A 14516-nucleotide genomic window follows, 5' to 3' on the forward strand; every position below is an offset into this window, starting at 1 on the left:
AGTTTTTATCTCAACTAGATTGCTCTAATAACAAAGTAGTTTTTCTTACCTCTTTGAAGCAGTACAAAGGTTCCATTTATTAAATCTGTAGTCTGGATAGTATAATCTTCTCCTACTTTTTCCTTATTTATCGAGATTGAGTTTTCTTTAAGTGCACGTCTCGCTTCTCCATTAGATTTTAAAAATCCAGTCTTTTCTGCAAGTGCTGCGATAATATCTAACCCACCTTCTATTTCAGATTTTTCTATCTCTGCTTGTGGTACACCTTCAAAAACATCTAAAAATGTCGCCTCATCAAGAGACTTTAGATCATCACTTGTACTTTTACCAAATAATATATTTGAAGCTGCGATTGCTTTTTCTAGCGCCTCTGCATCATGTACCGTAGTAGTCACCTCCTCTGCTAGTCTCTTTTGTAAAGCTCTCTGATGTGGTGCCTCTTTATGAGCTGCAACAAGTGCTTCAATCTCTTCTCTATCTAAAAAAGTGAAGATTTTAATATACTTCTCTGCATCCTCATCTGTTGTATTTAACCAGTACTGGTAAAATTTATATGGAGATGTTCTTTTTGCATCTAGCCATACATTACCTCCTTCACTTTTTCCGAATTTACTTCCATCAGATTTTGTGATAAGTGGGCAAGTAAGCGCATATCCTTTTCCGCCTCCTATACGGCGTACTAATTCTGTACCCGTAGTAATGTTACCCCACTGGTCACTTCCTCCCATTTGGAGTGTAATTCCTTCGTTTTTATATAAATGCAAGAAGTCATATCCTTGTACCATCTGGTACGTAAACTCTGTAAATGACATACCATCTGCATCTTCACCAGTAAGTCGGTTTTTTACAGAATCTTTTGCCATCATATAATTAACAGTGATATGCTTACCTATGTCACGGATAAAATCTAGAAAAGAAAACTCCTTCATCCAGTCATAGTTATTCACTAAAAGTGCCTGATTTTCTGCACCCGAAGTAAAGTCAAGAAATTGCGACAATTGGTTTTTCACACACTCTTGATTGTGACGTAATGTTTTCTCATCAAGAAGATTACGCTCAGAAGATTTTCCAGATGGATCTCCTATCATACCCGTAGCTCCTCCTACTAGTGCAACAGGTCTATGACCAGATCTCTGATAATGTGCCAGTAACATAATAGGAACTAAATTTCCAATGTGTAATGAGTCTGCCGTAGGGTCAAAACCTACATATGCAGAGCGCATTGCTTCCATTAAATGTTCTTCGGTTTGTGGCATCACATCGTGTATCATCCCACGCCACTTTAATTCTTCTACAAAATTCTTAATCATTGCTATTGTATTTAGGCAGTAGCAAATATAAAAAGAAGGATGTGACCATGGCTATTGTTTCTATTAAAAAGACAAATCATGTATACACTCCATATAATCAAGAATTAACTCATGAGATGTATCTTTACCATATGATTTTAGTTACTGGGAGTACTGGACTTGTAGGCAAACATTTACTGTTGAGCCTCACACAAAAAGATCAAAGCGTTAGAGCTTTGTACCGAAGCGAATCTAAGAAGGCGGAGGTTGTTTCTTTTTTTGCTTTCGCGAAAGCGGAATCTCAATTACACCGTATAGATTGGGTTCAAGGAGATATTACAGAAATACCCAGCCTCACTGCCGCTTTTAAAGATGCAACCTATGTATACCATTGCGCGGCACTCATTTCATTTGACCCTTACCAATTTAAGGAGCTCACTAAAACAAATATTGAAGGGACAGCAAATGTTGTAAATCTAAGCCTAGCAAATAATATCAAAAAACTAGTGCATATAAGCTCTATTGCCACGCTGGCAAGCACACCAAACAATCCAATTACAGAAGATAATTTCTGGGATCCAGACGCCCAAAACTCAGTATATGCACTCACAAAAAATGGTGCAGAGATGGAAGTATGGAGAGGAACACAAGAAGGATTAAACACAATTATTTTAAATCCCGGAATCGTAATAGGTGAAGGAAACTACCAGACCGGCAGCGGAAAGTTCTTTAATCATATTCTTGAAGGAAAAGCTTTATATCCCACTGGAGGTAGCGCAGTGATAGATGTAAAAGACTTAGTAGCATTAATGGAGAAAGCTATGAATAGCACCCTAGCACAAGAAAGGTATATTGCGACTGCTTACAATGTCACTTATCGTGATTTACTAGAAGAAATAGCAAAGACCTTAGGTAAGAAAGCACCTAGTAGCCCTTTAAGCAACGGCTTACTGCAATTTTTAAACTTCTTAGACTCGATAAGAGGCATATTTACTCGTAAAAGGCAAATAACTAAAATAGGCTACAAGTCATTGCAAAGACAGACATTGTACAGTAATAATAAAATAATAGAAGCGTTTGATTACATTCCCACTCCGCTAGATGTGACTTTGTCACGTATAGCGCTACATATTAATCAAGCTCGCTAGAATCTTCTTTAACTTGTATAATTTTTCTACTAAAAGTATCAGTAACCAAACGCCTCGGGATCTCTTTAAACTTAGTAGAATCTTTTTGTTTGAACTTTGCTTTTACCTCTTTTGCTTTTAAAGTCCTCAGAGAATCTTGCTCTTTTTTCTGCACTGTTTCTATAGAGTCATTTACTTTTAACTCTGCCTGTACTCTTGCAAGTACTTTTGCGTTTATTCCTTTGTATAAATCTACATCTGCTGTGTAATACGCTAGATTTTGTGCGTAGGTAAGACTGTCAATATCAAACTTATCATAAATGTAAGTTTCTGGCTGAATTCCTAAAAGTTTAAGTTGCGCAACATTATAACCTCTAGCACTAGATATAAGTACAGATTCATATAATATGCTCTCCATGGTATTCTCATCGATAAAGTTACCTGGCTTTTCTACAGGTGGAATGTCTTGACAACTTATCAAGCATAAAAGACCTAGAAATAAAGCATATAATCCTCTCATTATCTATCAAACGTAAGACGTTCACCAAAAAGTTCATCGTATACCTTAAAGTTTTTATGCGCAAGGCGTCCATTTACAAATGTGTGTGTTATTCTAGACTTAAAAGTAGTCCCTTCAAAAGGAGACCAGCCACACTTATAAAGAATATTGTCTTTTTGTACCGTCCAAGGCGCATTTAGGTCTACAAGCACAAGGTCTGCTTTATAACCTTTACGTATATATCCTCTTTTTTCTACTTGAAAAAGTATTGCTGGGTTATGACACATCTTCTCTACAATCTTCTCTAGAGAGATTTTTCCTTGATGATAAAACTCTAACATTGCTGGTAAAGCATGTTGTACTAGTGGGCCGCCACTAGGAGCTTTTGTGTAGACGTTATTTTTCTCTTCTAAAGTATGCGGAGCGTGATCTGTGGCTATGACGTCAATCTTATCGTCTAGCAACGCTTGAAATAACTCATCCCTATCCTTAGAAGTTTTTACTGCTGGATTCCATTTAATCTTAGATCCTTTCTCATCATAATCTTCATCAGAAAACCAAAGATGATGAATACAAACCTCTGCTGTAATTTTCTTTTCGGCTAGTGGAATACTGTTATCAAAGAGCGCTGTTTCTTTACCCGTAGATAAGTGAAAAACATGAAGTCTCGCTCCCGTTTTCTTTGCTAGCTCTATTGCTCTAGATGAAGATATATAACAAGCCTCCTCACTTCTAATTATAGGGTGAAGATTCATAGGTATATCATCACCATAGCGCTCTTTATATATAGCTAGGTTTTTTCTAATGGTCTCTTCGTCTTCACAGTGGGTTGAGATAACCATGTCTGTAGACTTAAAGATCTTTTCAAGCACAGCCTCATTATCAACAAGCATATTACCTGTAGAGCTACCTAAGAACAATTTAAGTCCTGCAACATTCTTCTTGTCTACCTTTAAAATTTCTTCTAGGTTATCGTTAGTTCCTCCAAACATAAAAGAATAGTTTGCTGCAGACGAGTTTGCTGCAATCTCAAACTTTTCTTCGAGTTTTTCAATCGTAGTGGTTTGAGGCGCCGTATTAGGCATTTCAATAAATGACGTAATACCTCCAGCAACAGCAGCCTTAGATTCTGTAGCTATATTTCCTTTATGAGTAAGCCCAGGCTCTCTAAAGTGCACTTGATCATCAATAATTCCAGGTATAAGGTAAGTACCCTCTGCATCAAAAATATGCACATCACCAGATTTTGCACTTATACTCTCTGCAATTTCTTCTATAATGCCATTATGTACTAACACGTCACCTCTAAAAATGGTTCCTTCGTTAACAATATGAGCATCTTTTATTAAAATCTTTTCCATAATTATTTTTTAAAAAGATGTTGTAATCGCATTTTAACAACACCAAAAATCGCCTCAGAAATAATACCTGAACTCATTTTACTCTCCCCTTTAGTTCTATCGGTAAACACCACAGGAACCTCTACTATTTTAAACTTTTTAAGATATGCTTTATACTTCATCTCTATCTGAAACGCATATCCTACAAATTTTATATTCTCTAGATCTATTGCTCTAAGCACCTTATGATGATAACAAATAAATCCCGCCGTAGTATCATAGATATCCATCCTTGTAATAAACCTCACATATCTTGAGGCTCCCCAAGAAAGTAAAACTCTCCCCATAGGCCAGTTTACCACATTAACTCCCGTTACATAACGAGACCCAATAGCAAGGTCTGCACCATCTTTAACACAAGCATTATAGAGCCTTATTAAATCATTTGGGTTGTGTGAAAAATCTGCATCCATCTCAAAAATATATTCATATTCTTGATTAAGTGCCCATTTAAAACCCGCTATGTATGCTGTACCTAACCCATTTTTTTTGGGTCTATTTAAGAGAAATAATTTCCCTTTATATAATTCTTGAAGTTCTTTTACCTTAGCTGCTGTTCCATCTGGAGAGTTATCGTCAACCACTAGAATATGGAAAGCGCGTTGTAACGCAAATATATTGCGCAACAGCCTCTCTATATTTTCGATTTCGTTGTAGGTGGGTATGATAACTACAGCGTTTGCCATGCAATCTTGTTTGAGGCAAATGTACTTATTTTAATAAGGTCATTACACCTCAGGAGCACCTTTTGGTATAATTTGTAGTATTTTTAACGCTCTAAAAAAACTCCTCGATTTGGAAAGCAGTCTACGTCTTATTACATATCAAAACTGGATAACAATAATCATTGTAGGTTGTGTGATATTACTAGCCGCTATCAAGTTTTTTTATCAAGCAAGATTCTCAGATTTTATAAACGTAGTAGGTGCAGATCGCTTTTTTAGCACAAGATCCAAGGGGATATTTATATTACACCCGTTACAGATTGTGTTACTCGCGATACAATTTACAGGAATCTCCCTTTTGTTTTACCTAGCCTACTGCTCTATAGCAAGACTTCCTTATTCAAAGAACTTTGACATTTTTAAGTATATCTTTTTGGGATACTCCGTCTTTGAGATTGTAAAATTCTTACTAGAAAGATTTATAGCATATGTTTTAAATTTTGACAAAAAAATGCAGTCCTTTTTTTACAAACGACTTAATGTGAAGCACCTTTTAGGCCTATTTGCGCTTTTAGGAAGCGCCTTTATTGTCTACCAACTGCAAATTCCTTTTTATTTCATTTACAGCATCCTAGGTATAGTCATTACTATTTACACTATTTCGCAATTTTGGCTCATCCGCAAATACAAGAGTGACTTTTTTAGGTTTCCTTTTTATTTTATTTTGTATTTTTGCACTCTCGAAATTGGACCCTACTTTATTTTGTACTCATTCATCGCAAAACAGTAGCCCAATTAAAAAAATGAGTGTTTATGAAAGTGAAAACTATCCTCGTTTCGCAACCAAAGCCTAAGGTTGAAAACTCACCTTATTTTGAGCTAGAACAAAGACAACGCGTTAAAATAGACTTCATCCCTTTCATCCATGTAGAGGGTGTCTCTGGTAAGGAAGTTAGATTACAAAAAGTTGATCTTAAAGACTACACTGCAATCATACTTACAAGTCGTAATGCCGTTGATCACTTCTTTAGAATTGCAGAGGAAATGCGTTTTAAAGTTCCAGATACCTTAAAATATTTTTGTCAGAGTGAAGCTGTTGCTTATTACTTACAGAAATACGTAGTATACCGCAAGCGTAAAATATATGTAGGTAAACGCACATTCCCAGAGCTTATTCCATTAATCAAAAAGCATAAGAATGAGACATTCTTATTGCCATCATCAGATAAGTTCAAACCTAACGTTCCAGAACTTCTAGATGCTTTAGGTGTAAAATGGATGCAATCTACTTTTTACAAAACAGTAGTAAGTGACCTTTCTGAATATGAAAATGTATTTTACGACATATTAGTATTTTTTAGCCCAAGTGGTATTCAATCATTATTTGAAAACTTCCCTAACTTTAAGCAAAACGACACACGTATTGCCGCTTTTGGGAACACCACAGTAAAAGCTGCCGAAGAAGCAGGGCTTAAAGTAAATATCCAAGCACCTACACCAGAGACTCCTTCTATGACAATGGCTTTAGAGAAGTACATTAAAGATGTAAACAAGAAGTAATATTCTTCTATTGTATATAAAAAAAACCTGCTCATGGAGCAGGTTTTTTTTATGCTTATTAATGAAATGTATTACCTAGATAAGCTAAGCGTAAACCTCCTCGCGTTTTATCTCACTCAATATACCATCCCAAAGATTTAATCGCACTTTTAATGCTTCCTTAGATACAGCGATTACTTCATCCCATTTATTGTTATCATCTCCACATAAATGTTCAATCATTTTCAGCGCCATAGGCCCATGCTCATCTTCATCTAGCTCAATGTGGCGATCAAAATAATACTTAAAATCAGATAAATCCTTTGCCGGGAAGTTCTCTTCTATCTCTCCAATAATTGCGGTAAACATTGCTGGAATTAGGTTTTCACGACCAAAGGTAAATGCCGCAGCTATCTCATGTAAGTTACCCTTATCTATAATATCAAATGTAAATTTCAAAAACTGACGTACACTAGCTGGCAGATTTTCGATAGCCTCATGTATTGCGATTACATCAAAATCTGTAGCAACTAGATTATCTATTGCAACTGTACTCGCACCAGCTTTTTGCATAGCATCGATGTACATCTCATAATGGCTCTGTCGCTCCCCTTTTGCATTTATATCTGTCTCCTCGGCAAGAACAATTTCATTGATTAAATATCGAGTTTCGGCATTTCCTACTGGCTTCCATGGAGTTTGTGTACACGTTAATCCATTTTGCAAAGCCTTCAGTAAAGACATAAAATCCCATACAGCATACACATGATGCTCCATAAAGACCAAAAGATCATCTGGAGTTTTTATCTCTTTATACAAAGGATGGTTAAGCAATTGTTCTTGAAGCGGTTGTATTTCTTGTGTGACGTGTGAAATCATTTGTAACATTTTTAATATATATAATACGTATATAATCGCACTGTGGTTCTTGTAAACAGACGACAAATTTACGTTTTTAAGAAGGTAAATTGGATTTTTACGCTTTCGCGAAAGCGTAATTAAACCATAAAAAACACTTCCTTAACATTTATAGACAGTTACTGTTTAAATCCCCTTTGATATATTTATTTTTGCACATCTCAAACAGAGCAAGAAATGTACAGAACGCACAATAATGGAAGCCTAAGAGCTGCCGATGTAAATAAGGAAGTTACCCTCGCAGGATGGGTTCAAAAATCTAGAGATAAAGGATTTATTATTTGGGTAGATCTACGTGATCGCTACGGAATGACGCAACTTGTTTTTGACGAGGAGCGTACCGATGCATCTATCATGGAGCAAGCACGTAAACTAGGACGCGAATTTGTAATTCAAGTTACTGGAACCGTTATAGAGCGTGATTCAAAAAATCCAAATATTGCTACTGGAGATATCGAGATTTTAGTATCAAAACTAGAAGTGCTTAACGCTTCACTTACTCCTCCTTTTACCATAGAAGATGAAACTGATGGTGGTGAGGATGTACGTATGAAATACCGTTACCTAGATATACGCCGTAAGCCAGTGCGTGACAGCTTGATCTTTAGACATAAAGTTGCATTAGAAGTACGTAAATATCTTTCTGATCAAGATTTTATCGAGGTAGAAACACCATACTTAATCAAGTCTACTCCTGAGGGAGCTCGTGACTTTGTAGTTCCTTCTCGCATGAACGAAGGACAATTTTATGCATTACCACAATCTCCACAAACCTTCAAGCAATTGCTTATGGTGGGAGGAATGGATAAATACTTCCAGATTGTAAAGTGTTTCCGTGATGAAGATTTACGCGCAGATAGACAACCAGAGTTTACACAAATAGACTGTGAGATGGCTTTTGTAGAGCAGGAAGATATCTTGAACATCTTTGAAGGACTTACACGCCACTTACTTAAAGAAGTAAATGGTGTTGAGATTGAAAAATTCCCTCGCATGCTGTATGATGATGCAATGCGTTTATATGGTAATGACAAACCAGACATCCGTTTTGGGATGGAATTTGGAGAACTTAATGAGGTAGCACAACATAAAGACTTTGGCGTTTTTAATAATGCAGAGCTCGTAGTAGGTATTGCTGTCCCAGGAGGAAATAGCTATACTCGTAAAGAAATAGATAAACTTATAGACTGGGTAAAGCGCCCGCAGGTAGGAGCACTAGGAATGGTGTATTCTCGTTGCAATGACGATGGGTCATTCAAGTCTTCTGTAGATAAATTTTATGACCAAGAAGATCTAGCAAAATGGGCAGAAGTAACTGGAGCTCAAAAAGGAGATCTTATCTGCATCCTTTCTGGAGAGACTTCAAAAGTTCGCGCTCAAATGAGTGCATTACGTATGGAGCTAGCAACACGTTTAGGACTAAGAGATCCTAAGGTATTTGCTCCATTATGGGTAATAGATTTCCCATTACTAGAACTAGATGAAGAGACTGGGCATTACCACGCAATGCACCACCCATTTACATCTCCTAAGCCTGGACAGATAGAACTACTTGACACAAAACCAGGAGAGGTAAAAGCAAACGCATATGACCTAGTACTTAACGGTAACGAAATAGGAGGAGGATCTATACGTATACACGATAAAGAAACGCAAGCTATCATGCTACGCCACTTAGGCTTCTCTGAAGAGGAGGCTAAAGCACAGTTTGGCTTCCTTATGGACGCTTTTGAATATGGAGCGCCACCACACGGAGGTCTTGCTTTTGGACTAGATAGACTTGTCGCTATTCTAGGAGGACAAGAAACTATCCGTGACTTTATTGCCTTCCCTAAAAATAATAGTGGTCGTGATGTAATGATAGACGCACCTGCTTTTCTTGATGATGAGCAAATGAAGGAATTGAATTTGAAGTTGAGAGGGTAATGATTAAGAAGGTTATTAAAATAACGCTAGTAACCTTAGTAGGTTTATTTCTTATTGTGGAGGTGGGTATACGTATCTATAATTACAATATCTATGGAAAGTACGATGTAGATGAAGCTAAATACCCTCACGCAGTAGGATATATAAATCAATCTAAAGCACTTTATAATAATACTTACGAACTATGTAATGGGGATGCAATCTATGATATTCATTCACCACAGCATTTAAAAGTTTTTAAAAATTCTAAAAAAAGCTTTCGCGAAAATGTTAGTAGCAATTTTGATAGTTCACTTTATTCTGATTCTGGATATGTGACTTTTCGGTTTATTATAAATTGTAATGGGGAGCCTGGATGGTTTAATATTCACCAAACAAATCTCAATTATGAAGAAACAGCTTTAAGCGAAAGTCTTGTAAATGATTTATTAGATTTTACTAAAAATCCTGATTATTGGGACGTAAGGATCATAGGCACTGAAGCTGTAGATTACTATATGTATGTAACGTATCGAATTGAAAATGGAAAAATTACTGAAATACTTCCTTAGCACAGCACTTGTATTCCTTTTTGCCTGCACCGGAGAGGATACAAGTAATATGACCGCTTCAGAAAGGGCTAGTCTTTCCATGAAGACCCTTAACGAAGGTGGACATCTGTTTCAAGGCTCTCCAAAGAGCATGACGAGATTGGAAAAAGCTATAGAAATAGACCCCAACAACTCAGATGCACTACGTGAATTATCAGTTGCGTATCTCAAACGGGGTTTAATGGCCGATTGGAAAATTAGATATGACAAAGCAGTAGATGCAAATCCTGAAGTTTGGATTCCAATGAGGGGATATTTACATCTGTTGTTTCATAGAGATTATGATGGAGCTATTGCAGATTTCAACACAGCAGATTCTCTTACTCCAAAGTTCAAGGACGCTCCTCAAGGACAAAGCATTGATTACTGGCGAGGCATTGCCTACTTAGGAAAGAAAGATTATGATAATGCAATCAAAAATTTCGAAAATCATATTGCCCTCGAGACTAATAATGCAGGTGAAGATTGGATAGAGACCACCACATTCTTATATCTTGGTATCGCATACTATTACAAAGAAGATCACATAAATGCCGACAAGAATTTTGACAAAATCCTAATGTACAATAGAAATATTTCGGCAGATGGCAATTACTACAAAGCAAAAACACTCGTAGCTAATGGTAACAAGAAAGATGCTTATAAATATGCAACCATAGCTCTCCAGCAATTTAGAAATGGGAGCTACAATCAGCATGACTATGTAGAAGTTATTGAACAGCTATACGAATCTGACATTTTAGAGCTAATCAAATCATTAGAAGCAAAACATCTATAAACCTACAATTTTGGAAACAGAAGAAGAACAAAGCAACTCTAAAGTATTTAAAACTGTTTTAAAAACGATAGCAATCACGATGGTTAGCATCTTGGTACTAGCCATCATTGCTTTTTTTATAACCATTACATTCTTTGAATAAATGAACAAAGCTCGACGTATTTTCATCATTGTTCTTTTCTTTATTCTAGCAGCGATGCTTGCATATGGCTTTTACTGCAAAGACAATGTAGACGCAGCTTTGGGTCATAAGTTTATTGGCCTTTCTATTGCAGGTGGTTTTTTCATTTTAATGCCCACTTTTATTTATCACCGCTGGAAAGATCGCAAAGTGGCAGACTATATGCTCACAGATGACGCTTTTAAAAGAATGAAAGAATTTAACAATTCCAAAGATAAAAAGCGCTGAATTTAAAGAGTTTACATTAATATAATATTGGCAAAAGTTTTGGTTACCAAATAAAAGTGTAAGTTTGCACTTTATTAATACATATTTTATAATGGAAGGAACAGTAAAATTTTTCAATGAGTCAAAAGGTTATGGTTTTATAACTAACGACGACACCGGTAAAGACATCTTTGTACACGTTACAGGTCTTAACGGGGAAACTATCAACGAAGGAGACAAAGTTGAGTACGTAGAAGAAGAAGGAAGAAAAGGATTAACTGCTGCACAAGTACGTGTACTGTAGTTATCAAGATAGATAGATACTTTTTTACGATTACAAAAGCTCGCCTATGGCGGGCTTTTTCGTTTACAACAACTTTATAAAAGTATAGTTTAGAATATTCTATTAAGCACCACACTCGCATCTAGAAGTACTATACAGAACACCCCAGCTACAATAATAAACTTCAAAATATTGTGAAGTAGCACATAGTGAGGTCTTGCCACAGACCTCCATAAGATGGCTAGAAACAATAACAACAAAGCCACACTCCCATAAAAGTAGTAGCTCATATACCCTAACTTAAAGTGGTTTATTAAGAAAAAGATAGGAACTATTGTAAGACCTCCTAGAATAGTAAGCAACCACTTTGAGGTAGTAGTTCCATAAATAACAGGTATCGTTCTATAGTTCTGAACGAGATCACCTTTTAAATTCTCTAGATCTTTTACCATCTCGCGCATGGCAATAACTAGAAACAGGAATGAACCGTGCACAAAAATCACCGGAGCAAGATTTCCGTAGTAAATAAACACGGCAAAAAATGGAGTAATCGCGAGTGTTGCCGCTACTAGATTACCTACAAAAGGATATTTTTTGAGTTTATGTGAGTAAATCCATATTCCAAAAATATAAAGCGCATAAAATATCACTGCTCTAAAGGACACATAACTAGCGGCTATGGCAGCTAGAAAGTTGAGCACAAAATATATAGACAGCTTTGTGTTTTGACTCACGAGCCTGTCTAACATGGTCTTTTTAGGCCTATTAATCAAGTCTTTTTCTGAATCGTAAAAGCTATTGATGATGTAACCTGCTGCGATGGTAAAAACGCCAGCGAGCACTAGGAATAAGAGATTGAGATCAAATATGATTTCGCGTAAGCGTAAATCTGGCGCTAGTATAAATATAGATGTGAGATACTGTGCAATGACGATCACCAGAATATTGTAACCGCGCACCACAGAAAAGAGGCTAATTAACTTAAGGATAAAACGTTTGTTTTTTCTCGAAAGCATTAGTTGCCTTTTAAGTAAATAGTATGAATTATTAGAAGGTATAAACCACTTCTAGCTTGTGTCCTTTAAGAGCTTGTTGTGCCTTTTCTAAGTCTTCTGTAAAACCAAGCATGTAACCACCACCTCCAGAGCCACAAAGCTTCAGGTAATAGTCATTAGTATCTATTCCTTGCTTCCATAAATCATGGAATTTTGCAGGAATCATAGGCTTAAAGTTGCTAAGCACCACTTTAGATAATTGCTTTACATTACCAAAAAGTGACTTTACATCTCCCTTTAAAAAATCATCTACACAAGCATCTGTATGTTTTACAAACTGATCTTTAAGCATTGCTCTAAAACCATCTTGCTTCATACTTTCCATAAAGATATTTACCATAGGAGCAGTCTCACCTACGATACCACTATCTAATAAGAATACAGCACCTGTACCCGTTTGTGCTTGAGAAGGAATCCCAGCAGCTTCAATATGATCTTTACTATTGATAAGAATAGGTAAGCTTAAATAGCTATTAAGAGGATCTAACCCAGAAGATTTACCGTGAAAGAAAGACTCCATACCGCCAAAGATTTGCTTCAAATTAAGCAACTTCTCGCGTGTAAGATTTTCTAACACTGTGATTTTATCTACTGCATATTTATCATAAATAGCCGCTACTAGTGCACCACTACTTCCTACCCCGTAACCTTGAGGTATACTAGAATCAAAATACATCCCTGCATCTACATCTTCTTGCATTTGATCAATATCAAATGAAACAAGCTCTGGCTGCTCAGTTTGTAAGTTTTTTAAGTAGATAACAAAACGTGCAAGATGCCCGTTTGATGCAATTGCATCATCATTAGGATTCTCTTCTATTTTAAGGGCTCCGTTATAGAAGTTATAAGGAATAGCAAGACCTTTAGAATCTTTTATGATTCCATACTCGCCGAACAATAAAATTTTTGAATAAAAAAGTGGACCTTTCATAATGGGGATCTCCTAATGAGTTACACAAATTTACAGTTTTTTTGCTCCATTACCCACACAATCATCAATATAGTGGCTGTTTTGGCAAAATTTTGAAAGTTCGCTAGCTATAAATTTCTGAACAGACTCCTTTTCATTTTCTGGATATAACACATGAACATTTGCTCCAGCATCAAGTGTAAAGCAAATTTTTGAACTTGTTTCATTACGGTAAGCCCAGATTTCATTTATTATCTCGAGTGTTTTAGGCTTCATCAAGATAAAGTATGGATGACTCGTCATCATCATAGCATGCAGTGTGAGTGCCTCACTTTCCACGATTTTTATGAACTGATCTACATCACCTTGCTTAAAAACTTGCATCAAGCTTGATAAGTTTTCATGTGCTTGGGTAAATCTCGCTTTCGCGAAAGCGTGACCATGCATTAAATCATGCCCTACAGTACTACTCACTTGCTTCTCACCTTTATCTACAAGCAAGATGGTATCTTGATAATTATGGAATTTCTCATGAATTTCTCCTTCGTAAGATGTTCCATAAAAGTTTGTGCTCCCTTCTATCTCTGCATGCTTACCCCAAACCACAAGAGGACCTTCTATACTTCTACATGCGCTTCCAGAACCTAGTCTAGCAAGAAAACTTGCCTTCTCATTAAAGAAAGTATCTGTCATGGCTACCTCCATACCTCGCTCCATTTCCATAAGACAGAGTGCAAGTGCACTCATACCAGATGCAGAACTCGCAATACCAGAACTATGAGGAAAAGAATTAGATGTCTCAATTTTATATTCATACTCCTTTACAAAAGGCATATAAATAGCTATACGCTCAAAAAACTTTGCAATTTTCGGCTTGAAATCTGGCGCTGCTTCTCCATCTAAATAGATCTCAAAAGGAATCTCGCCAGAGCTATTACTATTCTTTTTATAAGATAGCGTTGTTGTTGTATGGCAGTTAGACAGGGTAAAACTTATGCTTGGATTTTGAGGTAACTGCTCGCCATATTTTCCCCAATATTTAACAAGGGCTATATTACTAGGAGATTGATAACTTACAGATCCTGCAGGTAAAACTTGGTAATCACCAGAGGGTATAAAATCGCTTTCGGTCATTGAGTTTAAGTAGAA

Annotated in this window: 17 protein-coding genes; 9 read left to right on the forward strand and 8 right to left on the reverse strand. The window is 36.4% G+C overall.

The genetic code is table 11. The annotated features are described in order from the left end of the window. Positions 1-14: 14 nt before the first annotated feature. On the reverse strand, positions 15-1310 hold the full coding sequence (gene tyrS / locus SJY37_RS03375; RefSeq protein ID WP_298329596.1) for a tyrosine--tRNA ligase: 1296 nt from the start codon (positions 1308-1310) through the stop codon (positions 15-17). Between tyrS and SJY37_RS03380 the strand changes: the two genes are divergently transcribed. After that, complete coding sequence (locus SJY37_RS03380) at positions 1310-2437, forward strand: NAD-dependent epimerase/dehydratase family protein (protein ID WP_379952818.1); 1128 nt, start codon at positions 1310-1312, stop codon at positions 2435-2437. The two genes, tyrS and SJY37_RS03380, sit on opposite strands and share 1 nt — an antisense overlap. On the opposite strand, the gene SJY37_RS03385 is transcribed toward SJY37_RS03380, so the two are convergent. The 3 genes from SJY37_RS03385 to SJY37_RS03395 are packed head-to-tail and all read right to left on the reverse strand — an operon-like array spanning position 2421 to position 5001. Continuing rightward, a complete protein-coding gene (locus tag SJY37_RS03385) occupies positions 2421-2936 on the reverse strand; it encodes a DUF4296 domain-containing protein (protein WP_298329602.1) in 516 nt (171 codons plus the stop codon). The two genes, SJY37_RS03380 and SJY37_RS03385, sit on opposite strands and share 17 nt — an antisense overlap. After that, entirely contained in the window at positions 2936-4276 is a 1341-nt protein-coding gene (locus tag SJY37_RS03390) for a dihydroorotase (protein WP_298329605.1), read from the reverse strand. The genes SJY37_RS03385 and SJY37_RS03390 overlap by 1 nt, the downstream gene beginning before the upstream one ends. A gap of 2 nt (positions 4277-4278) precedes the next feature. Continuing rightward, positions 4279-5001, reverse strand: coding sequence for a polyprenol monophosphomannose synthase (locus SJY37_RS03395; protein WP_298329608.1), 723 nt, complete (start codon positions 4999-5001; stop codon positions 4279-4281). Positions 5002-5110: 109 nt separating this feature from the next. On the opposite strand from SJY37_RS03395, the gene SJY37_RS03400 reads away from it, so the two are divergent. Continuing rightward, positions 5111-5770, forward strand: a complete 660-nt coding sequence (locus SJY37_RS03400) for a DUF4271 domain-containing protein (RefSeq protein WP_366519240.1) — start codon at positions 5111-5113, stop codon at positions 5768-5770. 23 nt (positions 5771-5793) lie between these two features. Next, entirely contained in the window at positions 5794-6540 is a 747-nt protein-coding gene (locus SJY37_RS03405; RefSeq protein ID WP_035335512.1) for a uroporphyrinogen-III synthase, read from the forward strand. Between the two features lie 84 nt (positions 6541-6624). Here SJY37_RS03405 and SJY37_RS03410 read toward each other — a convergent pair whose 3' ends face one another. Next, positions 6625-7398, reverse strand: coding sequence for a DUF3050 domain-containing protein (locus SJY37_RS03410; RefSeq protein WP_298329613.1), 774 nt, complete (start codon positions 7396-7398; stop codon positions 6625-6627). 216 nt (positions 7399-7614) lie between these two features. Here SJY37_RS03410 and aspS point away from each other — a divergent pair, with 216 nt between their 5' ends. From aspS to SJY37_RS03440, 6 genes are all read left to right on the forward strand, one after another. Continuing rightward, positions 7615-9363 (forward strand): aspartate--tRNA ligase, encoded by a 1749-nt coding sequence (gene aspS, locus SJY37_RS03415; protein ID WP_298329616.1) that lies wholly within the window; start codon positions 7615-7617, stop codon positions 9361-9363. Beyond that, positions 9363-9914, forward strand: a complete 552-nt coding sequence (locus SJY37_RS03420) for a hypothetical protein (RefSeq protein WP_298329619.1) — start codon at positions 9363-9365, stop codon at positions 9912-9914. The genes aspS and SJY37_RS03420 overlap by 1 nt, the downstream gene beginning before the upstream one ends. Then, entirely contained in the window at positions 9886-10731 is an 846-nt protein-coding gene (locus tag SJY37_RS03425; protein WP_298329623.1) for a tetratricopeptide repeat protein, read from the forward strand. Before SJY37_RS03420 ends, SJY37_RS03425 begins: the two co-directional genes overlap by 29 nt. Before the next feature lie 10 nt (positions 10732-10741). Beyond that, complete coding sequence (locus tag SJY37_RS03430; RefSeq protein ID WP_298329625.1) at positions 10742-10873, forward strand: hypothetical protein; 132 nt, start codon at positions 10742-10744, stop codon at positions 10871-10873. Then, complete coding sequence (locus SJY37_RS03435) at positions 10874-11140, forward strand: hypothetical protein (RefSeq protein ID WP_035335508.1); 267 nt, start codon at positions 10874-10876, stop codon at positions 11138-11140. Positions 11141-11231: 91 nt separating this feature from the next. Next, positions 11232-11423, forward strand: coding sequence for a cold-shock protein (locus SJY37_RS03440; RefSeq protein ID WP_013750944.1), 192 nt, complete (start codon positions 11232-11234; stop codon positions 11421-11423). A gap of 89 nt (positions 11424-11512) precedes the next feature. Here SJY37_RS03440 and SJY37_RS03445 read toward each other — a convergent pair whose 3' ends face one another. Genes SJY37_RS03445 through SJY37_RS03455 form a run of 3 tightly spaced genes read right to left on the reverse strand, consistent with a single transcriptional unit; the run spans position 11513 to position 14501 of the window. Continuing rightward, positions 11513-12418 (reverse strand): geranylgeranylglycerol-phosphate geranylgeranyltransferase, encoded by a 906-nt coding sequence (locus SJY37_RS03445; RefSeq protein ID WP_298329635.1) that lies wholly within the window; start codon positions 12416-12418, stop codon positions 11513-11515. 31 nt (positions 12419-12449) lie between these two features. Continuing rightward, positions 12450-13388 carry a mevalonate kinase gene (locus SJY37_RS03450; RefSeq protein WP_379952819.1) on the reverse strand — a complete coding sequence of 313 codons (939 nt, stop codon included), beginning with the start codon at positions 13386-13388 and terminating at the stop codon, positions 12450-12452. 30 nt (positions 13389-13418) lie between these two features. Beyond that, positions 13419-14501: a diphosphomevalonate/mevalonate 3,5-bisphosphate decarboxylase family protein gene (locus SJY37_RS03455; RefSeq protein WP_379952820.1), complete on the reverse strand. Its 1083-nt coding sequence runs from the start codon at positions 14499-14501 to the stop codon at positions 13419-13421. Between the last annotated feature and the right edge of the window lie 15 nt (positions 14502-14516).

Origin of the sequence: Dokdonia sp. R78006 (assembly GCF_042466145.1) — a bacterium.
Lineage (GTDB): Bacteria > Bacteroidota > Bacteroidia > Flavobacteriales > Flavobacteriaceae > Dokdonia.

Excerpts from the sequence above, each read along its gene's own strand:
- SJY37_RS03440 (WP_013750944.1), top strand. The coding sequence starts at position 11,232 with ATGGAAGGAACAGTAAAATTTTTCAATGAGTCAAAAGGTTATGGTTTT.
- aspS (WP_298329616.1), top strand. The coding sequence starts at position 7,615 with ATGTACAGAACGCACAATAATGGAAGCCTAAGAGCTGCCGATGTAAAT.
- SJY37_RS03395 (WP_298329608.1), bottom strand. The coding sequence starts at position 5,001 with ATGGCAAACGCTGTAGTTATCATACCCACCTACAACGAAATCGAAAAT.
- SJY37_RS03425 (WP_298329623.1), top strand. The coding sequence starts at position 9,886 with ATGGAAAAATTACTGAAATACTTCCTTAGCACAGCACTTGTATTCCTT.
- SJY37_RS03405 (WP_035335512.1), top strand. The coding sequence starts at position 5,794 with ATGAAAGTGAAAACTATCCTCGTTTCGCAACCAAAGCCTAAGGTTGAA.
- SJY37_RS03435 (WP_035335508.1), top strand. The coding sequence starts at position 10,874 with ATGAACAAAGCTCGACGTATTTTCATCATTGTTCTTTTCTTTATTCTA.
- SJY37_RS03410 (WP_298329613.1), bottom strand. The coding sequence starts at position 7,398 with ATGATTTCACACGTCACACAAGAAATACAACCGCTTCAAGAACAATTG.
- SJY37_RS03455 (WP_379952820.1), bottom strand. The coding sequence starts at position 14,501 with ATGACCGAAAGCGATTTTATACCCTCTGGTGATTACCAAGTTTTACCT.
- SJY37_RS03390 (WP_298329605.1), bottom strand. The coding sequence starts at position 4,276 with ATGGAAAAGATTTTAATAAAAGATGCTCATATTGTTAACGAAGGAACC.
- SJY37_RS03450 (WP_379952819.1), bottom strand. The coding sequence starts at position 13,388 with ATGAAAGGTCCACTTTTTTATTCAAAAATTTTATTGTTCGGCGAGTAT.
- SJY37_RS03445 (WP_298329635.1), bottom strand. The coding sequence starts at position 12,418 with ATGCTTTCGAGAAAAAACAAACGTTTTATCCTTAAGTTAATTAGCCTC.
- SJY37_RS03420 (WP_298329619.1), top strand. The coding sequence starts at position 9,363 with ATGATTAAGAAGGTTATTAAAATAACGCTAGTAACCTTAGTAGGTTTA.
- tyrS (WP_298329596.1), bottom strand. The coding sequence starts at position 1,310 with ATGATTAAGAATTTTGTAGAAGAATTAAAGTGGCGTGGGATGATACAC.
- SJY37_RS03385 (WP_298329602.1), bottom strand. The coding sequence starts at position 2,936 with ATGAGAGGATTATATGCTTTATTTCTAGGTCTTTTATGCTTGATAAGT.